Origin of the sequence: Rhizobium sp. BK379, assembly GCF_014193955.1 — a bacterium.
In the GTDB taxonomy this organism is placed as follows: Bacteria; Pseudomonadota; Alphaproteobacteria; order Rhizobiales; family Rhizobiaceae; genus Rhizobium.
Window position 1 is genome coordinate 1494955 of record NZ_JACIAD010000001.1, and the last position, 24029, is coordinate 1518983.

A 24029-nucleotide genomic window follows, 5' to 3' on the forward strand; every position below is an offset into this window, starting at 1 on the left:
TTACGCGCCATGAGCAATAGTTTCGACGATATGCCCTTCTTCGACGAGGAACCGGGCGATGCGCCGCGCAAGCCGCAACAGCCTGCCGCTCCAGCAAGGGCGCCCGCCGCCGGCGGCGGCATTGCCGCCCGCGCCATGGCAGCCCGCGACGGCGGCCGCCCCGATTATCTCACCGGCCTGAACCCGGAACAGCGCGAAGCAGTCGAGACGCTGGAAGGCCCTGTTCTCGTGCTCGCCGGCGCCGGCACCGGCAAGACGCGCGTGCTCACCACCCGCATCGCCCATATTCTCCAGACCGGCCGCGCCTTCCCCTCGCAGATCCTCGCCGTGACCTTCACCAACAAGGCCGCCCGCGAGATGAAGGAGCGTATCGCGCTTCTCGTCGGCGGCGCCGTTGAAGGCATGCCCTGGCTCGGTACCTTCCACTCGATCGGCGTCAAGCTCCTGCGCCGCCATGCCGAGCTCGTCGGCCTGCGCTCCGATTTCACCATCCTCGATACAGATGATGTGGTCCGCCTCATCAAGCAGCTGATCCAGGCCGAAGGCCTCGACGACAAACGCTGGCCGGCCAAGCAGTTCGCCGGCATGATCGATACCTGGAAAAACAAGGGCCTCGGCCCTGCCGATATTCCTGAGGGAGATGCGCGCGCTTTTGCCAATGGCCGCGGCCGCGATCTCTATTTCGCCTATCAGAACCGCCTGTCGACGCTGAACGCCTGCGATTTCGGCGATCTCCTGATGCATCCGATCGCGATCTTCCGCAAGCAACCGGACCTCTTGAAGGAATATCACCAGAAGTTCCGCTACATCCTCGTTGACGAGTACCAGGACACCAACACCGCCCAATACATGTGGCTGCGGCTTCTCGCCCAGCGCGCCAAGGGCGAGCCACAGAATGTCTGCTGCGTCGGCGACGACGACCAGTCGATCTATGGCTGGCGTGGCGCTGAGGTGGACAATATCCTGCGCTTCGAAAAGGATTTTCCAGGCGCCAAGGTCATCAAGCTGGAGCGCAACTATCGCTCCACAGCCCATATCCTCGGTGCCGCCGCCCATCTCATCACCCATAATGAAGGCCGCCTCGGCAAGACGCTCTTCACCGATCGCTCCGATCCTGACGACGTCAAGGTGCAGGTGCATGCCTCCTGGGATTCCGAGGAAGAGGCCCGCGCCATCGGCGAGGAAATCGAGCGCCTGCAGCGCGGCGATGCTGACGGCAAGAAGCATCTGCTGAACGACATGGCGATCCTGGTGCGCGCCTCCTTCCAGATGCGCGAATTCGAAGACCGCTTCGTCACGCTTGGCCTGAACTACCGCGTCATCGGCGGCCCCCGCTTCTACGAGCGCCTCGAAATCCGCGATGCCATGGCCTATTTCCGCCTGGTCTCGCAGTCGGCCGACGACCTCGCCTTCGAGCGCATCATCAACACGCCCAAACGCGGCCTCGGCGATACGACGGTACGCGCGCTTCATGATTATGCCCGTGCCCGCGATATCCCGATGCTGGCGGCCGCTGCCGACATGATCGAGACGGACGAGCTGAAGCCGAAGGCCCGCAAAGCCCTTTTCGACGTGATTCAATCTTTCCGCCGCTGGCAGGAACTGCTTGAAAACACACCACATACCGAGCTTGCCGAGCAGATCCTCGAAGAGTCGGGCTATACCGACATGTGGAAGAACGACAAGAGCGCCGAAGCGCCGGGTCGCCTTGAAAACCTCAAGGAACTCATCCGCTCCATGGACAGCTTCGAATCCATGCGCGGCTTCCTCGAGCACGTCTCCCTCGTCATGGATGCCGAGACCAACGAAAATCTCGACGCCGTCTCCATCATGACGCTGCACTCGGCCAAGGGCCTCGAATTCGACACCGTCTTCCTGCCCGGCTGGGAAGAAGGCCTCTTCCCGCATCAGCGCTCCCTCGATGAATCCGGCCGTGCCGGCCTGGAGGAAGAGCGCCGCCTCGCCTATGTCGGCATCACCCGCGCCAAGCACCGCTGCCACATCTGGTTCGTCTCCAACCGCCGCATCCACGGCCTCTGGCAATCGACCATCCCCTCCCGTTTCCTCGACGAACTGCCGGAAACCCATGTGGAAGTGGCCGAGATGGAGCAGAATTACGGTGGCTACGGCCGCGGCGGCGGTTATGGCCAGTCCCGCTTCGACAAGGCCGACCCCTTCGCCAATTCCTATTCGACGCCGGGCTGGAAACGCGCCCAGGCCAACAAGACCGACGCCACCCGCGACAACTGGGGTACACGCTCCGGCCATGCCGTGGAACGCATCGGTTACGGCGAAAGCGGCCCGCGCGGCCGCACCATCGAGGGCGAACTGGTGGCGAAATCCACAGCCACCGAACCCTCACGCTTCGCCCTCGGCGACCGCGTCTTCCACATCAAATTCGGTAACGGCTCCATATCTGGCATCGAAGGCAACAAGCTGACGATCGATTTCGATCGCGCCGGCCAGAAGAGGGTGCTCGACGGATTTGTAGAGCGGGTCTGACCGCTCACCTTCCTTGGCGTGTGGTCGGGAATCACATGCGCAGCCGAACGCGCTTCTCCAGATGACAAAACGCCGCTTTGACCCGACTCGCGAACAGGCTTAGCCCGGTCATTGCCCGCCCATGAAAGGCAGGCTTCACAAGACCTTCAAAGGAGGTTCAAGTGACCAGTGTTTCAGCTCTGGGCAGCACGCTGACCCAGTACCAAGCCCCTCTCAATCCTCTCGACAAGAACGGTGACGGCGTCGTCTCTGCGGACGAGCTTGCCGCCGCTTCAAAGTCCTCATCCACCAACGCCTCGTCCGCCGGTGATGACGATTCGTCCGGCTCCGATGTCGTTCAGAAGATCGCAGCCGATATTCTGGCGCTCATGCTCTCGCTCCAGAAGACGGACGACGACAACAAGGCCGGCACCGATGACAACGGTGACGATTCCAAGGGTGCGCTCACTGCCCTGGATGCGAATGGCGACGGCAAGTTGACCACATCGGAACTTCTTTCCGCCGACCCGCAGAAGATTGCCGCCGCCGGCGGTGACGATCAGGACGGCGGCCTGATGGCCAAAGTCCTGACCGACATGCAGACCGCGCTTCGCGCATATCAGACGACCTACGGCAACTCGCCCACCGCAACCGGCGACAGCGACCAGACGGCCTGATACAATGAGGCTCCGCCGGGGGAGCCTCGCTGATCGGGCCAACGCTTTACGAAGTCGCAGACTTCTCCCTTCGCCTCTGCTTGCGCGGGCCCGATTTATCGGAGAGGCTGCAGAAATGGCTGATCATTCAACAGTTGATATGAAAATACTGCGCCGGATTGGCTGGGATCACTGGGATCCGATCGGCATCAGGCAAGTCGATGATCCGGCATGGCGAACCATCGCCACCAGCGAATACGATTCCTATCTTCTACACGCCGCCAATATGCTCCTTCACGGCTCGATGCCCGCGGCAGTCGCTGCTTACCTGGAAGAGATCGTCGTCATCAAAATGGGCCTCGGGCCCGTTAATGATGCGATTCAAGGTGCCGCGATTCAAACCGCGGATGCAATTGCGACTTACCTTCAGTCCAGGTCCACGCAGGCACAAGACATCCGATGACGACCATACCGACCCTTCACACCGAACGATTGATCCTGCGGGCTCCCGCAATGGCGGACGGGCCGGACTATCATGCACTGATGATCTCCGACCGCGCCCTCTATATGGGCGGTCCGCATTCGACCAAGGTCGCCTGGGGCATGTTCTGCCACGATGTCGCGCTCTGGACGCTCGAAGGCCATGGCGCCCTGATGATGGAAGATCGGGTTACGGAGCAATGCCTCGGCCAGGTCGGCATCAATCACGGCCCGCTGTTTCCTGAAAAGGAACTCGGCTGGCTCGTCTATCCGCAGGCCGAGGGTAAAGGTTATGCCTATGAGGCAGCCGTCGCCTTGCGCGATTGGGCCTTCGCTGTGCGTGGCCTGAAGACACTGGTGAGCTATGTCGCCCGCCCTAATGTGAGGTCAATCCGGCTGGCCGAGCGGCTGGGCGCCGTGCCGGATGCAACGGCAGCGCGCCAGGAAGGCGATCCCGATGATCTCGTATTCAGGCATCCGGCCCCATCATCGCATGCATAAATCCTAATATAAAACGCGAAATACTTGCCGCTTTCGCGTAAAGCGCGAACGGCAACAGAAAAATACGTTGATGCAGCGATTTGCCACTCTTCATACTAGAAATAGGACTTGCGCCCGGCCCCCCGGAAATCCACTAGTTGATTGCGCCGAATGTGATTGGCATTTTGCGATGCGATATGCGTAAGGGATAGCTTGATGAAGGCGCTGCTGCTTGTCGATATTCAGAATGGCTTCTGCCCCGGAGGCAACCTGCCGGTTCTCGAAGGCGACGAAGTCGTCCCCGTCGCCAACAGCCTCATCGACAGCGGCAAATACGATCTTATCGTCGCCTCGCAGGATTGGCATCCCGCCGATCACGGAAGTTTCGCCTCCTCGCATCCTGACAAGCAACCTTTCGAGATAGGCGAACTCTCCGGCAAGCCGCAGATGTTGTGGCCGGATCACTGCGTGCAATATACGCGCGACGCCGAGCTGCATCCCAAACTCCACTCGGCTCAAATCGACCTTATCCAGCAGAAGGGCGAAAACAGGAACGTCGACAGCTATTCCGCCTTCCGCGACAACGATCAGCATGCCCTGACAGGCCTGGCCGATTTCCTGGTCGATCAGGGTGTGACGGAGCTCGATGTCTGCGGGCTGGCAACCGACTATTGCGTCAAATTCTCTGCGCTCGATGCGCTGGAACTCATTCCCGGCGTCAAGGTCCGTCTCATCGAGGACGCGAGTCGTGGCATCTCGCCCGAGGGTGTGGCTGCTGCGATCGACGAGATGCGCGGGCACGGCATCGATATCGTCAAGAGCGCGGATATTCTCGCCTGATGCAGGCCGCGTAAAGCTTTTGCGATAAAGACATGCGCAAACTATGGCTTGTTCAGTCTTTCGTCCCTTCCTCACGCTCCAGCAGATAAATCTCTTCGCCGAAATCCTCCATCTTCTTCACGAAGGCGGCGTGCGCGTCTCTGAGCCCGCGATTATAGAAATAGGGTCCGATCTTCTCGGCGAAGAATTCCAGCAGGAATTCGGCCGGCAGCACGCCGATCGGGTCGAGTTCGCGATCGAAATATTGGCGGATGTGCGAAACGATCTCTGCCTTTTCTTCCTTGGAAAATTCGATCTTCTTCATTGTCTCCCTCGCCTTGCCGGTGACGTAAACCGGTAACGCTTCAGCAAAATCGATTGGTGAATCAAGGAAATTCAATTGCCGCCGCAGGTGAGACACCATAGAGGGAAATTTCAATTCCAACAGGACGTAATCCCATGAATCGCGCCGACTTTGTCGAAGGGTTGCGGGGCGGCTTTCCCGTGGCGCTCGCCTCTGCCCCGTTCGGAGCGTTGTTCGGCGCCCTTGCCGCCGAGCAGGGCATGTCGCTATCAGAACTTACTTTCATGAGCGCCTCAGTCTATGCAGGCGCCAGCCAGCTGGTCGGTATCGAGCTTTTCGGCCATAATGTGCAGGCTTGGGTGATCGTTCTCTCCATCCTCGCCGTCAATTTCCGCCACGTGCTCTATTCAGCAGCAATTGCCCGCTACATCAGGCACTTCACCGCGCTGCAGAAGTTCTTCACCTTCTTCCTGCTGGTCGATCCGCAATTTGCCGAAACCGTCAAGCGCGGCGAGGCAGGGACGCCGGTTACCTTCACCTGGTATCTCGGCTTCGGCATCATCATCTACATTCCCTGGGTTCTGATCAGCCTCATTGGTGGCATGCTCGGTACCCTTATCGGCGACCCCAAGACGATCGGCCTCGATATCCTGCTGCCGACCTATTTCCTCGGCATCGTGCTCGGCTTCCGCAAACGCGACAATTTCCTGCCGGTGGCGCTGACGAGCGCCGTCGCCTCGGTCATTGCCTATCATTTCGTGGGCTCGCCCTGGCATGTCAGCCTGGGGGCTGCAGCCGGCATCATCCTTGCTGCGCTGATGCCTCTGCCTGCCGAGGAGCCGGATCTCGAAGCCGACGCCCTCAACACCGAAAATCACGAGGTCTGAGATGCAATTCGATCTCCACATGGCTCTCGTGATCCTGGCCGCCGCAGCCGCGACCTATGCGACGCGCATCGGCGGCTACATCCTGATCACCAAGATGAAGCGCATTCCGCCGCGCATGGAAGCAGCACTCAATGCCGTACCGGCGGCGGTGCTGACGACGCTGGTGGCGCCCGCCTTCTTCATCGGCGGCTGGGATTCGAAACTGGCGCTCGCCGTCGCCCTCGTCATCGGCCTGCGCTTCTCGCATACCTGGATGCTCGTGGCCGCCTGGATCATCGTCATGACCTGGCGGCACACGATCGGTCTTTAAACCTCAGGCTCAGTATTCCAGCGGCAGCGTCGCATTTTCCAGCCATGCCTTGACGTCATGGTCGTGGATCAGCGGCATCAGCGCTTCGCGCGTGCGATGGTGATAGTCATTGAACCAGTGCAGCTCGTCATGCGTCAGCAATTCAGGAATGACGATGCTGCGGTCGATCGGGCAGAAGGTCAGCGTTTCGAAGCCGAGCATCGGCATGTCGCCGCCCTCGACGGCTTCCGCCTCCCGCACATAGATCAGGTTCTCGATGCGGATGCCGAAATGGCCCGGCCGGTAATAACCCGGCTCGTTTGACAGGATCATGCCCGGCAGCAGTTCCTGCGTCGAAAGCCGCGAAATGCGCTGCGGCCCCTCGTGAACCGAGAGATAGGAGCCCACGCCATGGCCGGTGCCATGCGCGAAATCAGCCCCTGCCCGCCATAGCGCGATGCGCGCCAGCGGATCGAGATCGCAGCCGCGGGTGCCCTTCGGGAAACGCGCCGTGCTGATCTGGATCATGCCCTTCAACACCAGCGTGAAGAAGCGCTTGTGCTCCTCGCTGACGGTACCGATGCCGACCGTGCGGGTGATATCGGTCGTGCCGTTGATATATTGCGCGCCGGAATCGATCAGGAAGAGCTCGCCCGGCTGGATAGGGCGGTCGGTCGCCGTCGTCACCCGGTAATGCATGATGGCCGCATGTTCGCCGGCACCCGAGATCGTGTCGAAGGAAATGTCCTTCAGCGGATTCTGCATGCTCTGGCCCATCCGGGCGCGAGCCGCCTCCAGCCGCTCGGCAGCACCGATTTCGGTGATCGTGCCGGGTTTGCTCTGCGACAGCCAGTAGAGGAATTCCACCATGGCGGCACCATCCTGCAGATGGGCTGCAGCCGAGCCGTTGATCTCGGTACTGTTCTTCACCGCCCGCGGCAGCTTCGCCGGATCGGTGCCCTCGACCACCTCGCCGCCCGCCTTGCGTATGATCTCGGCAAGCGCATAGGAAGCGATATCGGGATCGATGAGGATACGCCCGCCTTCCTTGGCGACCGCAGCAAGCTTCTCGTCAAGCAGCGAAGGCGCAAGCTGGGTGGCGATCTGCGCCAGATAGGCTTCCGGCTCGATACCGGTCTTGCGCTTGTCGAGGAAGATCTCGGCCTTGCCGTCGGCATGGATGATGGCGCGCGCCAGCGGATGCGGCGTGTGCGGCACGTCGGCGCCACGAATATTGAAGATCCAGGCAATGGAAGAGGGATCGGCGATCAGCACCGCCTTGAGGTTCTTCTTGCCGAGATCGGCGGTGATCGTTGCGATCTTGTCTTTTGCAAGGACACCGGCCTGGGCGACGTTCTGGATGGTGACCGCCCCGAGCGGCTCTGCAGGACGGTCGGCCCACAGCTTGTCGAGCGGATTATGCGGCAGGAACACCAGTGCGCCGCCGATCTCCGACAGTGCCTTTTCGAGCTTGCGAACGTCCGCACCCGAATGCAGCCATGGATCGATGCCGAGCTTCAGCCCCTTTTTGCCATGCGCCGGAAGCCAGACATGCGGCGGCTCGTTGACGAGATCGCCGCCGGTAAAGACCGAGCCGTCCACCTGCTCCGCAAGCTGCGTCACGTAGCGGCCGTCGACATAGACGATCGCTTCCGTGCGGGTGATCAGCGCAATGCCCGCCGAGCCGGTAAAGCCCGTGAGCCAGGAGAGCCGTTCCGCACAGGCAGGCACATATTCGCCGTTGAACTCATCGGCGCGCGGCACGAGGAAGGCATCGATGCCTAGCGCGTCGAAACTGGCGCGCAGTGCGGAAACCCGTTCCCTGCCGAACTGTGGCGTGGAGGTGACTTCGAAAGACTGAAACATGCTGGAAACCCGAATGAATGAAACGAATCCGGTTAATGGGATAGCGGCCATGTTAGCGAAATTTCAGTTATTGGGGAGAAAAAGCGACGCGAAGCACCCGGAAAGGCTCGGCCGCCCAATAATTTGGCAGAAATGTGTCTCGATGTGGGAAACTGGCACGCTTCATGCATTGCACGCATGGCTGCAATGAAACAAACCCTCTACCACCGCATGTCGGAATAGCTACATAGGGCGCATCGAACGGTTCACGACGAACCACAAACAAAGGATTTTTTGAAATGACCGCCTCTCTCTCGCGCTTCGCTTACAGCAGCCCGGTACAGGCTGGCGAACGCCAGACTGTGCGTCATATCATCGGCGCCCGCCGCCCGCAGCATGAGGACAGCCTCAAGGTGCTCGCAGCAGGCCAGCGTTCCACGCGCCACAAGGGCGCACCGAGCTACGCATTCTGAGCTTAAAGCCTTTCCGATCCTCCTCCCCTCCACCGGACGGGCCTATCGGAATGCAGTAGTGCCCGCTTGAGCATCCTCCTCCTTCGAGCTCGCGGGCAAGACCGGATTTAAATGCCGGTCCAAGGCGGTGCCACTGGCACCGCCTTTTTTCTTGTCTCGATTTCTGGAAAACAAACCCTCGCGGACGCGTCAGGGACGATCCAGATGGATCGTCACCCAGCCATTGCGCCAGATGGTGCGCACATGCCGCAGCCTCGCGCCATTATAGGCGGCCAGCACCTTCCAGCGCTGACTGGCGAGAATGCCGGACAGGACGACCGATCCGCCCGGCGCCAGGTTGGCGACGAGCTGCGGCGCCATCTTGATCAGCGGCCGCGCCAGAATATTGGCGATGATGAGATCGAAGGGCCCGTTCTCCGAAAAAGCCGTCGAATGGAAGCCGGGCGCCGTCACCGTGCGGATGCCGCTGGCAATGCCATTGCGGCGAACATTCTCTGCCGCGACACCAACTGCGATCGGATCGATATCCGTTGCCAGCACCGGAATATCTTTGAGCTTGCGCACGGCAATCGCCAGAACGCCGCTGCCGGTCCCCAGATCGAGCGCATTGCGCACCTTGCGCGCCCTGACAACCCGGTCGATCACTTCAAGGCAGCCGGCGGTCGTGCCGTGATGACCCGTGCCGAACGCCTGGCCGGCATCGATCTCGATGGCGATATCGCTTGATCGCACCTTGTCCCGGTCATGCGAGCCATGCACGAGGAAGCGCCCTGCCCTGACGGGCTTCAGCCCCTCCAGAGATTTGACGACCCAGTCCACATCCGGAATGACCTCACGCGACAGCACGGCATCGGGAAATGCCGGTCCCAGCGCCTCCTCGATGCGACTGCGCACATCCGCCTCGTCCTCCGCCATCATGTAGACGGAGGCTTCCCAGATATCTTTCTTTTCGTCGATCTCGGTGGTGCCGATGGCGAAATCTTCTTCGCCGAAGACCTCGCTCAGAAGGTCGAGGATCTCTTCGGCCTGCTTTTCACTTGTCGACACGTAAAGGCGGATTTCACTCACGATAGGCAATCTTTCCGGTTGCGTCGCTCGCGACCGGCGCGATGCTTCAAGCTGCCGATCATCCCTTGGCGACGAGATTCTCAAGCTTCTTTATCGCCGTATCCGGGTTTTCGCCATAGGAGATCGTTCCCGAAAAACGCCCGGCTGAATCGAGCAGGAAGACCGAGGCCGTGTGGTCCATCGTGTAGTCTCCATCAGGATTGTTCTCGTCCACCGGCACCTTCTTGGCATAGACGCGGAAGCCCTTGATGACGTCGGCGACCTTCTCCGGCGAGCCGGAAATGCCGGTGATGCGCTTGGAAACGTTGGATACATACTGGTTCATGATCTCGGGCGTATCGCGCTCGGGATCGACGGTCACGAAATAGGCCTGCAGCTTGTTACCCTGCGGATCGACCTTCTCCATCCAGCCGTTGAGCTCGAAGAGCGTCGTCGGGCACACTTCGGGGCAATGCGTGAAGCCGAAGAACAGGGCGGTAGGCTTGCCGCGCAGTGCCTGCTCCGTAATCGGCTGGCCGCTCTGCGATACCAGCGTGAACGGCACGCCGAACGGGCCCTCGGCCACCACCTCCCTCGTCCGGCTCTGGTCCAGCGTGAACCAGCCGAGCACGCCCGCAAGCGCAAGCACGGCGATCCAGACGGCGATACGGAAATTCTTCATGATACTTTCCTTACTAGCAACTCCAGCAAAAGTGCGCAGCGGTTTTGCGTCCGGAATTGCCTAAAAACAAAAGTGCGGATGCCCCATCCGTCCCGCCCGTGTGATTATAGTCGCGATCGCAGCCACGCAATTCAAGAATGCGTTTTCTCACCCGTGATTAATTGCCCCACCTTGATGAATGCCAAATGCGGGCAAACGCGCCGCGAAAAGGTCGTACAAAGACGAATTATCACGCCTTTCTAAAGGCTTGCCGCGAAGACCTCCAAGCAACCCCAAGAAATACATCGTTAGGAAAGGCTTAATAGCGCATATCTATATTTAGTAATGCACACAGCGCTTCGTCGCTGTTCCGACATGATGTCGGCCGGAACACGGACCGGATCAGCATAAAAATCGAGGGAACTGAAAACCGCCTGGGGCGGAGGGTGGCTTTATGACAAATTCGACGGTTCGCAGAAGCCTTTCGGTCGGCCAGCGGCTCTGGACGCTCGGCGGGGCCGCTTTCATCGGCTTCGGCTCGATGATCGCCATCGGCTGGTACGAGAATATGCAGGTCGATGCCGGCCTGCGCCGCACGGACGAAATCCAGCAGAGTATCGACACCGTCAACGACATGCGCGTTGCCAATCTGACGCTGGTCCTTACCGCCATGGACATGATCGTCGACAAGGACGAGAAGACCATCCAGCCGGGCCGCCTGAAGCTCATTACCGACTCGCTCGCAACGCTGTCCAGCGGCTCGAAGGGAATAGGCGCGCTCGCCGAGGAGCTGAAAGCCGGCGACCTCCTGAAGAGCTACGATGCCGATGTCGACGCGCTTCGCCAGGCCATCCAGGTGGATCTCAAGGCGCTCGTCGAACAGGGCGCCGCCGATGACGAATTCGACAAGATCGACGACCGGATCGACAGCGCCGGCGACAAGCTCACAGGCACCCTCGACAAATTGGCCAATGACGGCACCGCCATTGCCCGCAATCGCATCGAAAGCGCCAACGACACCTCCCACAGCTCGCTGATCATCCAGATCGCGCTCGGCCTGATCGCCATCCTCACCATGGCCGCCCTGCAATACATTCATGGCGGCTCCATAAGCCGCGGCATTGCTTCCGTGCGGGAAAGCATGCTGCGCATTATGAACGGCGACCTGACGACCAATGTCGCCGGCAAGGAGCGTGGCGACGAGATCGGCGAAATGGCCCGCGCTGCCGAAAGCTTCCGCCTTGCGGCAATCGAAAAGATCGATCTGGAAGCACGCACCGAGACCGACCGCAAGCGCAGCGATGCCGAACGCCGCGAGCGCGAAACTGCCAAGCTTGCCGATACGGAAGCGCTGAACAACGCTGTCACCGCTCTCGGACAAGGCCTGACCCGCCTTGCCAACGGCGACCTGACCGCAAGCATCGACCAACCCTTCCGCGAGGAGCTGGAAAGGCTGCGTCAGGACTTCAACCAGACGGCCGTGCGCCTGCGCAGGGCGATGAGCGACATTGCCCTGAACAGCACCTCGATCCAGGCCAACAGCCATCAGATGCGCGCCGCCGCCGATGATCTCGCCAAGCGCACGGAGCAGCAGGCCGCCTCGCTGGAAGAAACCTCAGCGGCGCTGGACGAGATCACCGCCACCGTGCGCAACGCCACAAGCCGCGCCGAAGAAGTCGGCAACATGGTTGCCCATACCCGCCAGAATACCGAGAAATCCGATGCCATCGTCGGCGATGCCATGGCGGCGATGGAGCGAATCGAAGGTGCTTCCCGCGAGATCGGCACCATCATCAACGTCATCGACGAGATCGCTTTCCAGACGAACCTGCTGGCACTCAACGCCGGCGTCGAAGCCGCACGTGCGGGTGAAGCCGGCAAGGGTTTTGCGGTCGTCGCCCAGGAAGTGCGCGAACTGGCCGGTCGCGCGGCCGGAGCAGCCAAGGATATCAAGGCCTTGATCAGTAAATCCGGCGCCGAAGTCAAAACCGGTGGCGAGCTGGTGACAGCTGCCGGCGAGGCTCTGCGCCAGATCGGCGAAGATGTTCTTCGTATCGACGGTCATGTTAAATCAATCGTAACCTCTGCGCGCGAACAATCAGTCGGACTGAACGAGATCAATACAGCCATCAGCCAGATGGATCAGGCGACGCAGAAGAATGCGGCCATGGTGGAAGAAACGAACGCCGCCAGCCACACTCTCGCAACCGATGCGGAAAACCTGACGCAACTGGTACGGCAGTTCAATATCGGCGAGGGCATGAACGCCCGTCAAACGCCGCGAGAAGCCTCCGCAGCCTCGCATCCGAAAACCTCACCCGCACGGAGCCTGATTGGCAAGGTCGCGGGCGCCTTCACGGGCGGCTCCGCCGCCAAGAAACTCGCCTCCTCTCCGGCCGGAGACAACTGGGAAGAATTCTGATCATGAGCAACAACAACGCCATCAAGCAGTCGGGCGCCTATCTGGAAATCGTTTCGTTCCACCTCGGCGATCAGGAATTCTGCATCGATATCATGGCCATCCGCGAAATCCGCGGCTGGGCGCCGGTGACTCCGATGCCGCACACCCCGCCCTACGTCCTCGGACTGATCAACCTTCGCGGCGCCGTGATCCCGGTCATCGACATGGCCTGCCGCCTCGGCATGAAGATGACGGAACCATCCGAGCGCTCCGCCATCATCGTAACCGATATCGCCGGCAAGCTTGTCGGCCTGCTGGTCGAACAGGTCTCCGACATGATGACCATCAAGAGCGAAGACCTGCAGCCGGCGCCAGAAATCATTCCGGAGGCCCAGCGCGCCTTCTGCCGCGGTATCGTCGCGCTGGAAAAGACCATGGTCTGCTTCCTCAACCTCGACACCGTCATCGCCGACGAACTGGCGCGCGAGGCTGCCTGATACGTTTCGATATCTCGAATGCGAAGGCCCGGCTTGTCCGGGCCTTTTTCATTGCGGTTTCCCATTCTTCCAAACCACATCCTGGCCATAGAGCGGGATCGTCGAAATCGACATCTTCGCCGACCCATCCGTCACCTGCCGCGAATGGGCGAGATAGATCAGCGTGTTGTTTGTCCTGTCATAGATCCTGTTGACGGCAAGCGTTTTCCAGATCAGCGACATGCCCTGACGGAACACCTCGCTGCCATCCTTGGACATATCGATATTGCCGATCTCGATCGGCCCCGTCTGGCGGCAGGCGATGGAATTGTTCGAAGGGTCTTCGAACCAGTTGCCGTTCTTGAACCGGTCGATCAGGCTGCGGTCGAAATAGGTGACATGGCAGGTCACCCCCTTCACCTCAGGGTCGGAAACCGCCTCGATGATGATGTCGTTACCGATCCAGTCGACCCCGACCTTGCCGACGACTTCCGCAGAAGTCGCGCCTGCGGAAATGGTCAGGAACGCTGCAGAGAGGAAAAGATTGCGCAAAGCGGACATGGCAACTCCCGTGTTGATCCGGAAGCTAAGATAAGAATGGCCGGACCCTTTGCAAGAAAGCGCCCGAGCCTTTGCAGGAAAGCAAAAATCACGCCTTGCGGCAGGTGCAGGGCTCGTAGCCGGCAGAGGTCAGCCGACCGGGTTTCATGCCGATCGCAGCGGGAATGGCGGCAACCGTCGCAGCCTTGACGGCCCTCGCCATCTCGATTGCTGCTGCAGCGCAGACGGCGGCATCCTCGGCTGCATTATGGTGAACGAAGCGCAGACCGAGATGTTCGGCAATCAGGTTCAGCCGGTGCGACAGAAAATGCGGCCAGATGCGCTGCGCCATCTTCAGGCTGCAGAGATAGGTGAGCTCCGGATAGGACTGCCGGTAAAGATCGAGGCTCGCCCGCCACACGCTAAAATCGAAGGCGGCATTGTGGGCGATCATCGTCGCGCCCCGGAAATCCTCGTGGAATTCGTCCATCACCTCGGGAAACTCAGGTGCATCTTCGACATGCTCGGGGCGAATGCCGTGGATCGCGATATTCATGCCGGAAAAGCGCATGTCCCGCGGTCGGATCAGCCGCTCCTCGACCCGCGTCACCTGCCCGTCCTCGATCCAGGCAAGACCGACCGAGCAGGCACTGCCGCGCTGTTCGTTGGCTGTCTCGAAATCGATGGCGATGGTCTTCACGGGCAAACATCCGAATCGTCTATCCTACCGGAATAAAGACTGCCGCATCCGAAGGCAAATTTTGACCTGTTGACATCTGCACGCGAATGGCGAAACTTCCGCTCATGATCAACTCCGTGACCCACAATATGCATCTTATCGCCACGACCCTTGCAGGGTGCGCGGGAGAGATGGTGCGTCACTAGCCGTCTGATCATCCCCGAGAACCCTGCCGAGGCGAGCAGGGTTTTCTGAAACTCCGCTCTCCTCCTTTTGAAACCCAAGGAGAGCATGATGTCAGTCAATCAGGATACCCCGCCCGAAAAGCCTTCTCTGGAGGGCCTTAACGTTCGTGCCCTGCGCATGAGCGACGCCGAAGCCGTCACCGAACTGATAAACCTGCCGGGCTACCGCGCCGGTACGCTGCGCCCGCCGTTTCAAGGCATCGACGCAGTGCGCAAGCGCATGGAGAACCCCTCACCCGGCGCGCTCAACCTCGTCGTCGAACTCGATGGCAAGCTCGTCGCCAATGGCGGCATGAACCGCTTTGAAGGACGGCGCCAGCACGCCGCCAGTCTCGGCATGGGCGTACACGATGATTTCACCGGTCGCGGCATCGGAACCTTCCTGATGGCCGCCATGCTCGACGCCGCCGACAACTGGCACGATATCAAGCGGGTGGAATTGACCGTCTATACGGATAACGAGACAGCCATCCGCCTCTATGAGAAATTCGGCTTCGAGAAAGAGGGCCTGCTCCGCTCCTTCGGCTATCGCGACGGGCAATATGTCGATGCCTATACGATGGCGCGGCTGAGGGCGTGAACCGCTCACACGTCATGCTCGGGTTCGTGTCGCAGAGGATGACACCGAGGAGGAAGCGGGCGCGCCAAACAGAAACGCGGTGTCTGGCACAGAGCTTCCTCACCCGCCGATCAACGCCAGCCACTCATCCTCGTCCATCGTCTGGACGCCGAGTTCGCGTGCCTTGTCGAGCTTGGAGCCGGCGCCGGGGCCGGCTACAACGATATCGGTCTTCTTGGAGACGGAGCCTGCAACCTTGGCACCAAGGCTTTCGGCCCTGGCCTTCGCCTCTTCGCGGGTGAATTTCTCCAGCGAACCGGTGAAAACGACGGTCTTGCCGATGACCGGGCTCCCGGTGGTCACCGGCTGTTCGGCCTCCTGTGGCGTCACCTCGTCAAGCAGGCGGCCGATCACCTCGATATTGCGCGGCTCCTTGTAGAATTCGACAATGGCGCGCGCCACCACCTCGCCTATGCCTTCGATGGCGTTGAGGTCATTCCACGCATCGCCGGAAAGCGTTGCCGCTTCCTTCATGGCCGTCGCAAAGGCCTCATAGCTGTTGTAGGAGCGCGCGAGCAGCTTTGCCGTCGTCTCGCCCACATGGCGGATGCCGAGCGCGTAGATGAAACGATGAAGGGCAATGCTGCGCCGGTCGTTGATCGCCGCATAGAGCTTGCCGACGCTGACCTTGCCGAAGCCGTCGATATTCTCCAGCTTGGTGATTGACTGCTGCTGGCGCTTCTCCAGTGTGAAGATATCAGGCGCGGTGCGGATCTGCAGCGCAGCATCGTCGCTCTCGAAGAAGAAGTCGATCTGCTTGGAGCCGAGCCCCTCGATATCGAAGGCATTGCGCGAGACGAAGTGCTTCAGCTCTTCCGTCGCCTGCGCGCGGCAGATGAAACCGCCCGTGCACCGGGTGACGGAATCGAGCTTGCCGGTCTTCTCGTGCCGCTCACGCACCGCATGCGAACCGCAGACCGGGCACACCTTCGGAAACTGATAGGGCGTGGCATCCGCCGGCCGCTTTTCCATGACGACGTCGAGCACCTGCGGGATCACGTCGCCGGCACGCTGCACGATGACGGTATCGCCGATGCGGATATCGTGCTCCTCCTCGCGGATGCGCTCGCCGCTATTGCCGATGCCCTTGATATAGTCTTCGTTATGCAGGGTCGCATTGGTGACGACCACGCCGCCGACGGTAATCGGCGTCAACCGCGCGACCGGCGTCAGCGCACCGGTGCGGCCGACCTGGATGTCGATATTCTCGACGACGGTGAAGGCTTGTTCGGCCGGGAACTTATGCGCCGTCGCCCAGCGAGGGCTGCGCGAGCGGAAACCGAGGCGCTGCTGCAGCTCGAGGCTGTCGACCTTGTAGACGACACCGTCGATATCGTAATCGAGCTCCGGCCGTTCGAGGCCGATCTCGGCATAGTGGGCGAGGATATCGTCCACCGAGCTCAGCCGCTTCATCAGCGGATTCACCGGGAAACCCCACTCCCTGAACTTCTCGACCATGCCCAGCTGCGTATCCGCGGGCATCTCCGACATCTCGCCCCATGCATAGGCGAAGAACCTCAGCTTACGGCTCGCCGTCACCTTCGCATCGAGCTGGCGCAGAGAGCCTGCAGCCGTATTGCGCGGATTGACATAGGTCTGCTTGCCTTCGGCTTCCATCTGCGCATTGAGCGCCATGAAATCGCTCTTGGCCATGTAGACCTCACCGCGCACTTCCACGACGGAGGGAACGCCCTTCGGCAGTTCGTTCGGAATTTCCTTGATGGTGCGGATATTGGCCGTGACATTCTCGCCGGTCGTGCCGTCGCCGCGGGTCGCGCCCGTCACCAGCTTGCCGTTCTCGTAACGGATCGACATGGAAAGCCCGTCGATCTTCGGTTCGGCCGTGAAGGCGATGGAATTGTCCGGCAGGCGGCCGAGGAAGCGATAGACACTGGCAACGAAGTCGCGCACATCCTCCTGTGAAAAGGTGTTGTCGAGCGACAGCATCGGCCGGGAATGAACGACGGGCGCAAAGGTGTTGGACGGTTCGGCCCCCACGCGGCGCGACGGACTGTCCTCGCGGATGAGCTCTGGAAAGCGCGCCTCGATCGCATCGTTGCGGCGCTTCAGCGCGTCGTAATCCGCATCCGAAATCTCCGGCTGATCCTTGCCGTGATAGAGCGCGTCATTGCGCGCAATCTCCTTGGCAAGCCGCTCCAGTTCGGCGGCGGCGTCTTCAAGCGTCAAGTCCTCAACAGCGACGGATTCGGTCGACATGCAGCTTCACTCCAGAGAATCTGCAATGGTTTTAGAGCAAAATTCGGCGATTGAAATAGTACCGAGGTTTGGAATTTACGGCCGGGCGTTGCTGAGTCTGATGGCGCTCACATGTAAAGTCGTATGCTGCAAGGCCTTCATCGGCAGAAGACTGTCGACCACCTTTAGCTCGATACCGCGCGGTGCAAATTCCCGGTCGAGCCCGGAATGGGCCGTGAGCGCGAGCGGCACGACATTCCTCCGCGATACCCACATTCCCGCGTCCTCCAGATCCTCGAAACTCTCGGTCGGCATCTCGTAGCGGTGGATGGTCCCGGCCCGCAATCGCTCCAGCCAGCCTCGCTCGACATAGGCGGCACCCCGCCAGTTCCCGAGCAGGCGACGATCCTCCTGCGATGTCTCCGGCTTTGCCCAAACAAGGATGCGCGGGCAATCACGCGGGAAGAGATACATGAAGTCGTGGACTTCATCGATCGCCCAGACGAGCGGCCCGTTCAGCCACGCCTGGCCCGGCCGCCGTTCGGAAGAAATGCGAACCGGACGCGGCTCGAAAACATCGATCGTGGGATCGTCGCTGAAATGGAAAAGCCGCATGGATAGACCTCACCGGTAGCTGAGGTCAGATAGCGCAACGCCTTGCGCTTGTCACCGATGGGGAAACCTACCCGTTACCTGCCAGCAGCCGCGCGGCAGCAGCCCTCGCCTCTTCCGTCACGGAGGCACCGGCAAGCATGCGGGCGATCTCTTCCGTGCGGTCCTTTTGCGCCATGGTGGCGACGCGCGTGGCGATCTTGTCGGCCCCCTCGCCTGATGGTCCCTTGGAGATCAGAAGATGCGTGGCCGCACGGGCCGCTACCTGCGGCGCATGAGTGACGGAAAGAACCTGCACCTTTTCGGAAAGCCGCTTCAGCCGCTGTCCAATCGCATCCGCCACCGCGCCCCCCACACCGGTGTCGATTTCGTCAAAGACGAGGGTCGGCGCCGAACCGCGATCGGCAAGCGCCACCTTGAGCGCCAGCAGGAAGCGCGAGAGTTCGCCGCCCGAAGCGACCTTCATGATCGAGCCGGGACGCGTGCCGGGATTGGTCTGGACATGGAATTCGACGACATCGATGCCCTCGGCCGTCGCCTCCCCTCCATCGGTGGTGATCTCCACCATGAAGCGGGCGCGCTCGAGCTTCAGTGCCGGCAGCTCGGCCATGACGGCCTGCGCCAGCGCATCGCCGGCATGATGACGCTTCTCCGAAAGCCAGCGGGCAGCCGTATCGTAATTCGCCTTGGCGACCCCCACCTCCGCATCGAGCTTCGACAGTCGCTCTTCGCCGGCATCGAGATCGGCAAGATCGGTGATCATGCGCACGGCAAGAGCAGGAAGCTCGGTGACCGGAACGGAATATTTGCGGGAGGCAGCGCGCAGCGCAAACAGCCGCTCCTCGACACGCTCCAGTTCCTTCGGATCATATTCCGTCTTGCGCAGTGCCGCCTCGACTTCCATCTGCGCGTTGGAAAGCTGGTCCAGCGCCGCATCGAGCAGCGCTACGGTGTCTTCCAGCAATCCGGGCGCCTCGTGGCTCTTGCGCTCGAGACGGCGCACCAGCGAGGCGATATGGGGCACGGGAGAGGCGTTGCCGTTGAGGAACTCGGAAGCCTCGGCAATATCGCCAGCAATGCGCTCTGCCTTCATCATCTTCTGGCGGCGATCGGCAAGCTCGTCTTCTTCGCCGTCGCGCGGTGACAGCTTTTCAAGCTCCTCGACGGAGGAGCGCAGATAATCCGCCTCGCGGGCAGCGGCTTCGACCTTTTCGCGGTGTTTCTTCAGCGTGCGCTCGGTATCGCGCCACTGGCGGTAAAGTGCGCCGACACCCTGCACGTCATCGCTGATGCCCGCAAAGGCGTCCAGCAACGTCCTGTGTGCATTTGTATCGACAAGCGCGCGGTCGTCGTGCTGGCCGTGGATCTCGACCAGCATCTGGCCGGCCTGACGCATCAGCTGAACGCTGATCGGCTGATCGTTCACATAGGCCTTGGTGCGCCCGTCGGAGGATTGCTGGCGGCGAAAGATCAGGTCGCCTTCGTCATCGATGCCGTTTTCGCGCAGGAGCTTGCGGGCGCCGTGATCCATGCCCACATCGAAGACGGCCGTCACCTGCCCCTTGTCCTCGCCGTGGCGCACAAGACCGCCATCGCCGCGCCCGCCAAGGGCCAGCGACAGACTGTCAAGCAGGATGGATTTGCCCGCGCCCGTCTCACCCGTCAGCACGGAGAGGCCGGTCTCGAAGGCAAGATCCAGCCGCTCGATCAGAACGATATCGCGGATCGAAAGCTGGATCAGCATTGGCCTCAGGAACCGAGAAGGAGTTTCTTGCCCGCTGCCGCGATCCACGAACCCTTGTTTTCACGCGGCTCCGCGCCACCCGACTGCAGCAGCTTGTAAGAATCAGCATACCACTGGCTGTCGGGATAATTGTGACCGAGAACGGCAGCAGCGGTCTGCGCCTCCTCGACGACACCCATCGCGTAATAGGCTTCGACGAGACGGGCGAGCGCCTCCTCGACCTGATTCGTGTTCGGATATTTCTCGACGACGATGCGGAAGCGCGAGATCGCGGCGAGATATTCCTTGCGTTCCATGTAGTAGCGGCCGACCTGCATCTCCTTGCCGGCGAGCTGGTCGCGCGCAAAGCGCATCTTGGCCTGCGCATCGTCGACATATTCGGAGTCAGGATAATTGTCGACGACGGCCTGCATCGCCTCGATCGTCTTTTGCGAGGCGCGCTGGTCCTGCGTCACGTCGACGATCTGCTTGGAATAGGTCAGGCCCACCAGATACTGGACGTAGGCGGCATCCTTGGACTTCGGATATTGCGCCATATACTTGTTGCCCGATGCCAGCGCATCGTCGAAGCGGCCCTGGCGGTACTTGACGAAGGTGCTCATGACAAGTGCCTTGCGCGCCCATTCGGAGAAGGGATTCTGCGCATCGATCGCGTCGAACTTGCGCGCCGCCTCGGCCATGTTGCCGGCCTTCATGTTGGCGAGGCCCTGCGTGTAGAGCACGTCCGGCGGATCGGTTTCGAGGCCGAGCTTGGTGATGTCGATATCAGGGTCCGACTGGCAGCCGGAAATCAAGGCACCTGCGCTCAGCACCATCAAGGATGCGAGCAAAGCACGCGCTGTCTTCATCATCATGTCAGACCTTGCATAAGCCATTCGAAAGAATCCCACCGCCGCCGTCCACTCCACAGCAGCCACGCCTAGCTGGCGTTTCTAGCCACAAATACCTATCGAGAGCAACGCAATGATCACGCATTAACGCATTTTTGTGGCAGCATTGCCGAGAATGTCGGGCTTTTCACCGCCATTCACATGAGGAGCGGCTAAATATATGCCGCGAAACATCTATCGACGCGCTGTCTGCCCCTTCCCCATAAAAAAACCGCCCCCGTTAGGAGGCGGCCCTGGCCTTAATTGGTATACTGGAGGTCATGCCGACCAGGGGGCGAATTCCGGAGCGCTGACTGCAATGAATTCGCGAACGGCAACGCGCTGGCGCGGCGTCGATGTCTCGACTACTTCATAGGCCGAGGGATCGCTGAGCAGAGCCTTGAGAGCGTTGGCGTTCATCTTGTGGCCGCCGCGATAGGAACGGTAGCAGCCGATGAACTGTGCGCCGGCAAGCGCCAGATCGCCAACGGCATCGAGCGTCTTGTGACGCACGAACTCGTCCTTGGCGTAGCGCAGGCCTTCGACATTGATGACGGTGTTGTCGTCGGAAATGACGACAGAGTTTTCGAGCGAGGAACCGAGAGCATGGCCCGAAGCCCAGAGGCGCTCGACATCACGCATGAAGCCGAAGGTGCGCGCGCGCGACAATTCGGTCTTGAAGACGGAAGCAGTGAGATCGCCTTCCCACTTCTGGCGGCCGATCAGCGGGCATTCGAAATCGATCTCGACTTCGAAGCGCGTGCCGTCATAGGGACGGAACTCGCTCCAGGAACCGCCATGCTCGATACGAACCGGCTTGGTGATGCGGATGTAGCGGCGCTTGACGCCGAGAGAAACGAGACCGACCTGTTCGATGGCTTCGACGAAGGGAACCGAGCTGCCGTCCATGATCGGCATTTCGGCGCCGCTGACTTCAATGACGACATTGTCGAGGCCGAGAGCGTAAACGGCCGCCATGACATGTTCGATCGTCGCGACGGAATGAGCAGGCGAGAAGCCGAGAACGGTGCAGAGATCAGTATTGCCGACTTGTGAGGAAACAGCCTTCAGTTCGGTGACATCGCCATTTTCATGCACGCGCTGGAAAACGACGCCGGTGCCGGCTTCGGCCGGATTGAAGGTGATCGAAACATCGGCACCCGAATGCACGCCGATGCCCGAAAGTGTCACCGGACGCGATACCGTCGTCTGAAAGCCCAGCAAGCCAAGTCCCATAAAATTATGCCCTTATTCTTCCATACCCGTCGTTGCCAACCGGTCGGATCTTTCTTCTATACTGCCCGCAGCGCTCGAAGCGGACTCTTGGAGCAGTTCGCTTGCCTCATACTTACGTGGAGCGGCGCTGCAATCCAAATCACTGTTCGTTTCGATTTGTTACGAAATCCGCAGCGGCAAAAGCATTTAGAATTCAAGCATGTAGAAATGCAAACGCCCGGGGTTTCGGTCCCGGGCGTTTTCTGTGGAGAAGTGCTTTCTCAGTTCGACTGGCGGCGCAGGAAGGCCGGGATTTCCAGCTGGTCATCTTCCTGCATCATGCGGGCCTGCGGAACCGCACGGCCCTGGTCGTCAAGGTTGCCGCGACGCGGTGCGTAGAGGCTTGCTTCCGGCGACAGCGGACGGCGCTGCTGCGAAGAAGCAGCCGGCGCAGAGGTCATTTCCGGAGCGACTTCCTCTTCGCGACGGCCGAGCGAGTTGGTGATTCGCTTGAGCAGACCCATCGGACCGCGCTCTTCCTGGACATGCGCGGCAGCAGGCTGCGTGCGATGATCGATCTCAGCCTGGACGACCGGCGGGAAGTCCTCGACCTTCGGCATGCGGACCTGCTCGGGAGCCTGGCGAATGACCGGCTCATGGCGAACTGGCTGGTGCATCGGCTGCTGCATGACCGGCTGCGGAGCCGGCTGGTGCATGACGGGAGCCTGCTGCTGGACCGGAGCCTGACGGAGAACCGGGGCCGCTTCCGGCGCAGAAGCGAAGATCTTGCTCTGCGGACGGAAGGTTTCCTGCATCACCGGCTGCTGCACCGGAGCGGCGGCACGCGGGGCCGGGATTTCCAGTTCGCGTTCCATCGCGACTTCAGCCTCGCGGATGGTCTGCGCAATCTGGTCGGCCTTCGGTGCCTGCATTACCGGAGCAGGCTGAATTGCGGCCGGTGCAGGAGCAACGGCCGCGGAGGGGCGGATAACCGGCTTTGCTGTCGGCTGGAATACGCGGTCGGTGCCCTCGCCCATGGCGCGGTCGATGCCGGTGGCGACAACCGAGACGCGGATGATGCCTTCGAGCGATTCGTCGAAGGTTGCGCCGAGGATGATGTTGGCGTCCGGATCGACTTCTTCGCGGATGCGGGTCGCAGCTTCGTCAACTTCGAAGAGCGTCAGGTCGCGACCGCCGGTGATGGAGATCAGGAGGCCCTGTGCACCCTTCATCGAGGTTTCATCGAGCAGCGGGTTGGCAATTGCCGCTTCGGCGGCCTGCATGGCGCGGCCCGAACCGGAAGCTTCGCCGGTACCCATCATCGCGCGGCCCATTTCGCGCATGACCGAGCGGACGTCGGCGAAGTCGAGGTTGATGAGACCTTCCTTCACCATCAGGTCGGTGATGCAGGCAACGCCCGAGTAGAGAACCTGGTCAGCCATGGCGAAAGCGTCGGCGAAGGTCGTCTTGTCGTTAGCGATGCGGAAGAGGTTCTGGTTCGGAATGACGATAAGCGTATCGACAGACTTCTGCAGTTCCTGAATACCGGATTCGGCCAGACGCATGCGGCGTCCGCCTTCGAAGTGGAACGGCTTGGTGACGACGCCGACCGTCAGGATGCCCTTGTTGCGGGCCGCCTGCGCGACGACAGGAGCAGCACCCGTGCCGGTGCCGCCGCCCATGCCGGCCGTGACGAAGCACATATGCGTGCCGTTCAGGTGGTCGATGATCTCATCGATGCATTCCTCGGCAGCCGCACGACCGACTTCAGGCTGCGAACCGGCGCCGAGGCCTTCGGTGACGTTGGCGCCGAGCTGGATGATCCGTTCGGCCTTCGTCATGGTCAACGCCTGGGCATCCGTGTTGGCGACGACGAAGTCGACGCCCTGGAGGCCTGCTGAAATCATGTTGTTGACGGCATTGCCGCCGCCGCCGCCGACGCCGAATACAGTGATGCGCGGCTTCAGCTCAGTGATGTCAGGCTTTTGCAGCTTGATAGTCATGGTACCCG

General features: G+C 60.9%; 23 protein-coding genes. 11 read left to right on the plus strand and 12 right to left on the minus strand.

Annotated features, from left to right (window positions below; all coding sequences use genetic code 11):
• Positions 1–9 precede the first annotated feature (9 nt).
• From FHT93_RS07750 to pncA, 5 genes are all read left to right on the plus strand, one after another.
• Positions 10–2502 (plus strand): UvrD-helicase domain-containing protein, encoded by a 2493-nt coding sequence (locus FHT93_RS07750; RefSeq protein WP_112541280.1) that lies wholly within the window; start codon positions 10–12, stop codon positions 2500–2502.
• 161 nt (positions 2503–2663) lie between these two features.
• Complete coding sequence (locus tag FHT93_RS07755; RefSeq protein ID WP_183846961.1) at positions 2664–3158, plus strand: hypothetical protein; 495 nt, start codon at positions 2664–2666, stop codon at positions 3156–3158.
• Between the two features lie 115 nt (positions 3159–3273).
• A complete protein-coding gene (locus FHT93_RS07760) occupies positions 3274–3600 on the plus strand; it encodes a hypothetical protein (protein ID WP_183846963.1) in 327 nt (108 codons plus the stop codon).
• A complete protein-coding gene (locus FHT93_RS07765) occupies positions 3597–4118 on the plus strand; it encodes a GNAT family N-acetyltransferase (protein ID WP_183846965.1) in 522 nt (173 codons plus the stop codon). The genes FHT93_RS07760 and FHT93_RS07765 overlap by 4 nt, the downstream gene beginning before the upstream one ends.
• Positions 4119–4313: 195 nt before the next feature.
• Positions 4314–4937, plus strand: coding sequence for a bifunctional nicotinamidase/pyrazinamidase (pncA, locus tag FHT93_RS07770; RefSeq protein WP_018115703.1), 624 nt, complete (start codon positions 4314–4316; stop codon positions 4935–4937).
• 52 nt (positions 4938–4989) lie between these two features.
• Here the strand turns inward: pncA and FHT93_RS07775 are convergent, their stop codons facing one another.
• Positions 4990–5241 carry a DUF2164 domain-containing protein gene (locus FHT93_RS07775; RefSeq protein ID WP_018115704.1) on the minus strand — a complete coding sequence of 84 codons (252 nt, stop codon included), beginning with the start codon at positions 5239–5241 and terminating at the stop codon, positions 4990–4992.
• Positions 5242–5375: 134 nt separating this feature from the next.
• On the opposite strand from FHT93_RS07775, the gene FHT93_RS07780 reads away from it, so the two are divergent.
• Together FHT93_RS07780 and FHT93_RS07785 are read left to right on the plus strand one after the other, a co-directional pair.
• On the plus strand, positions 5376–6107 hold the full coding sequence (locus FHT93_RS07780; protein ID WP_018115705.1) for an AzlC family ABC transporter permease: 732 nt from the start codon (positions 5376–5378) through the stop codon (positions 6105–6107).
• Between the two features lies 1 nt (position 6108).
• Positions 6109–6417: an AzlD family protein gene (locus tag FHT93_RS07785; RefSeq protein ID WP_018115706.1), complete on the plus strand. Its 309-nt coding sequence runs from the start codon at positions 6109–6111 to the stop codon at positions 6415–6417.
• Between the two features lie 9 nt (positions 6418–6426).
• On the opposite strand, the gene FHT93_RS07790 is transcribed toward FHT93_RS07785, so the two are convergent.
• Positions 6427–8262 carry an aminopeptidase P family protein gene (locus tag FHT93_RS07790; protein ID WP_183846967.1) on the minus strand — a complete coding sequence of 612 codons (1836 nt, stop codon included), beginning with the start codon at positions 8260–8262 and terminating at the stop codon, positions 6427–6429.
• A 278-nt stretch (positions 8263–8540) separates the two neighbouring features.
• Here FHT93_RS07790 and FHT93_RS07795 point away from each other — a divergent pair, with 278 nt between their 5' ends.
• Positions 8541–8714: a hypothetical protein gene (locus tag FHT93_RS07795; RefSeq protein WP_018115709.1), complete on the plus strand. Its 174-nt coding sequence runs from the start codon at positions 8541–8543 to the stop codon at positions 8712–8714.
• 189 nt (positions 8715–8903) lie between these two features.
• Here the strand turns inward: FHT93_RS07795 and FHT93_RS07800 are convergent, their stop codons facing one another.
• Positions 8904–9782 (minus strand): 50S ribosomal protein L11 methyltransferase, encoded by an 879-nt coding sequence (locus tag FHT93_RS07800; protein WP_112969263.1) that lies wholly within the window; start codon positions 9780–9782, stop codon positions 8904–8906.
• A gap of 58 nt (positions 9783–9840) precedes the next feature.
• Positions 9841–10443, minus strand: a complete 603-nt coding sequence (locus tag FHT93_RS07805; RefSeq protein WP_112541273.1) for an SCO family protein — start codon at positions 10441–10443, stop codon at positions 9841–9843.
• Positions 10444–10876: 433 nt separating this feature from the next.
• Between FHT93_RS07805 and FHT93_RS07810 the strand changes: the two genes are divergently transcribed.
• Both FHT93_RS07810 and FHT93_RS07815 read left to right on the plus strand, forming a co-directional pair.
• Complete coding sequence (locus tag FHT93_RS07810; RefSeq protein WP_183846969.1) at positions 10877–12844, plus strand: HAMP domain-containing methyl-accepting chemotaxis protein; 1968 nt, start codon at positions 10877–10879, stop codon at positions 12842–12844.
• 2 nt (positions 12845–12846) lie between these two features.
• On the plus strand, positions 12847–13320 hold the full coding sequence (locus tag FHT93_RS07815; protein WP_018115713.1) for a chemotaxis protein CheW: 474 nt from the start codon (positions 12847–12849) through the stop codon (positions 13318–13320).
• A 48-nt stretch (positions 13321–13368) separates the two neighbouring features.
• On the opposite strand, the gene FHT93_RS07820 is transcribed toward FHT93_RS07815, so the two are convergent.
• Together FHT93_RS07820 and FHT93_RS07825 are read right to left on the minus strand one after the other, a co-directional pair.
• Positions 13369–13860, minus strand: a complete 492-nt coding sequence (locus FHT93_RS07820) for a CreA family protein (RefSeq protein ID WP_113016598.1) — start codon at positions 13858–13860, stop codon at positions 13369–13371.
• An 88-nt stretch (positions 13861–13948) separates the two neighbouring features.
• Positions 13949–14539: a 3'-5' exonuclease gene (locus FHT93_RS07825; protein ID WP_112541269.1), complete on the minus strand. Its 591-nt coding sequence runs from the start codon at positions 14537–14539 to the stop codon at positions 13949–13951.
• 273 nt (positions 14540–14812) lie between these two features.
• Here FHT93_RS07825 and FHT93_RS07830 point away from each other — a divergent pair, with 273 nt between their 5' ends.
• Positions 14813–15343: a GNAT family N-acetyltransferase gene (locus FHT93_RS07830; protein WP_113016597.1), complete on the plus strand. Its 531-nt coding sequence runs from the start codon at positions 14813–14815 to the stop codon at positions 15341–15343.
• Positions 15344–15442: 99 nt separating this feature from the next.
• On the opposite strand, the gene ligA is transcribed toward FHT93_RS07830, so the two are convergent.
• The 6 genes from ligA to ftsZ all read right to left on the minus strand — a co-directional run bounded on the left by ligA (position 15443) and on the right by ftsZ (position 24021).
• On the minus strand, positions 15443–17599 hold the full coding sequence (gene ligA, locus FHT93_RS07835; protein WP_113016596.1) for an NAD-dependent DNA ligase LigA: 2157 nt from the start codon (positions 17597–17599) through the stop codon (positions 15443–15445).
• A 75-nt stretch (positions 17600–17674) separates the two neighbouring features.
• Entirely contained in the window at positions 17675–18193 is a 519-nt protein-coding gene (locus FHT93_RS07840; protein ID WP_113016595.1) for a DUF6886 family protein, read from the minus strand.
• Between the two features lie 67 nt (positions 18194–18260).
• Positions 18261–19934 carry a DNA repair protein RecN gene (gene recN, locus FHT93_RS07845; RefSeq protein WP_183846971.1) on the minus strand — a complete coding sequence of 558 codons (1674 nt, stop codon included), beginning with the start codon at positions 19932–19934 and terminating at the stop codon, positions 18261–18263.
• A gap of 5 nt (positions 19935–19939) precedes the next feature.
• Positions 19940–20809, minus strand: coding sequence for an outer membrane protein assembly factor BamD (locus FHT93_RS07850; RefSeq protein ID WP_018115721.1), 870 nt, complete (start codon positions 20807–20809; stop codon positions 19940–19942).
• 273 nt (positions 20810–21082) lie between these two features.
• A complete protein-coding gene (gene lpxC, locus FHT93_RS07855; protein ID WP_018115722.1) occupies positions 21083–22039 on the minus strand; it encodes a UDP-3-O-acyl-N-acetylglucosamine deacetylase in 957 nt (318 codons plus the stop codon).
• Positions 22040–22299: 260 nt separating this feature from the next.
• Positions 22300–24021, minus strand: coding sequence for a cell division protein FtsZ (gene ftsZ / locus FHT93_RS07860; RefSeq protein ID WP_112541264.1), 1722 nt, complete (start codon positions 24019–24021; stop codon positions 22300–22302).
• Between the last annotated feature and the right edge of the window lie 8 nt (positions 24022–24029).

Bases quoted from the DNA above. Each gene is read 5' to 3' on its own strand.
- FHT93_RS07850 (WP_018115721.1), bottom strand. From the start codon at position 20,809: ATGGCTTATGCAAGGTCTGACATGATGATGAAGACAGCGCGTGCTTTG.
- lpxC (WP_018115722.1), bottom strand. From the start codon at position 22,039: ATGGGACTTGGCTTGCTGGGCTTTCAGACGACGGTATCGCGTCCGGTG.
- ligA (WP_113016596.1), bottom strand. From the start codon at position 17,599: ATGTCGACCGAATCCGTCGCTGTTGAGGACTTGACGCTTGAAGACGCC.
- FHT93_RS07805 (WP_112541273.1), bottom strand. From the start codon at position 10,443: ATGAAGAATTTCCGTATCGCCGTCTGGATCGCCGTGCTTGCGCTTGCG.
- FHT93_RS07785 (WP_018115706.1), top strand. From the start codon at position 6,109: ATGCAATTCGATCTCCACATGGCTCTCGTGATCCTGGCCGCCGCAGCC.
- FHT93_RS07795 (WP_018115709.1), top strand. From the start codon at position 8,541: ATGACCGCCTCTCTCTCGCGCTTCGCTTACAGCAGCCCGGTACAGGCT.
- ftsZ (WP_112541264.1), bottom strand. From the start codon at position 24,021: ATGACTATCAAGCTGCAAAAGCCTGACATCACTGAGCTGAAGCCGCGC.
- FHT93_RS07780 (WP_018115705.1), top strand. From the start codon at position 5,376: ATGAATCGCGCCGACTTTGTCGAAGGGTTGCGGGGCGGCTTTCCCGTG.
- FHT93_RS07790 (WP_183846967.1), bottom strand. From the start codon at position 8,262: ATGTTTCAGTCTTTCGAAGTCACCTCCACGCCACAGTTCGGCAGGGAA.
- pncA (WP_018115703.1), top strand. From the start codon at position 4,314: ATGAAGGCGCTGCTGCTTGTCGATATTCAGAATGGCTTCTGCCCCGGA.
- FHT93_RS07760 (WP_183846963.1), top strand. From the start codon at position 3,274: ATGGCTGATCATTCAACAGTTGATATGAAAATACTGCGCCGGATTGGC.
- FHT93_RS07765 (WP_183846965.1), top strand. From the start codon at position 3,597: ATGACGACCATACCGACCCTTCACACCGAACGATTGATCCTGCGGGCT.
- FHT93_RS07830 (WP_113016597.1), top strand. From the start codon at position 14,813: ATGTCAGTCAATCAGGATACCCCGCCCGAAAAGCCTTCTCTGGAGGGC.
- FHT93_RS07815 (WP_018115713.1), top strand. From the start codon at position 12,847: ATGAGCAACAACAACGCCATCAAGCAGTCGGGCGCCTATCTGGAAATC.
- FHT93_RS07820 (WP_113016598.1), bottom strand. From the start codon at position 13,860: ATGTCCGCTTTGCGCAATCTTTTCCTCTCTGCAGCGTTCCTGACCATT.
- FHT93_RS07840 (WP_113016595.1), bottom strand. From the start codon at position 18,193: ATGCGGCTTTTCCATTTCAGCGACGATCCCACGATCGATGTTTTCGAG.
- FHT93_RS07750 (WP_112541280.1), top strand. From the start codon at position 10: ATGAGCAATAGTTTCGACGATATGCCCTTCTTCGACGAGGAACCGGGC.
- FHT93_RS07810 (WP_183846969.1), top strand. From the start codon at position 10,877: ATGACAAATTCGACGGTTCGCAGAAGCCTTTCGGTCGGCCAGCGGCTC.
- FHT93_RS07775 (WP_018115704.1), bottom strand. From the start codon at position 5,241: ATGAAGAAGATCGAATTTTCCAAGGAAGAAAAGGCAGAGATCGTTTCG.
- recN (WP_183846971.1), bottom strand. From the start codon at position 19,934: ATGCTGATCCAGCTTTCGATCCGCGATATCGTTCTGATCGAGCGGCTG.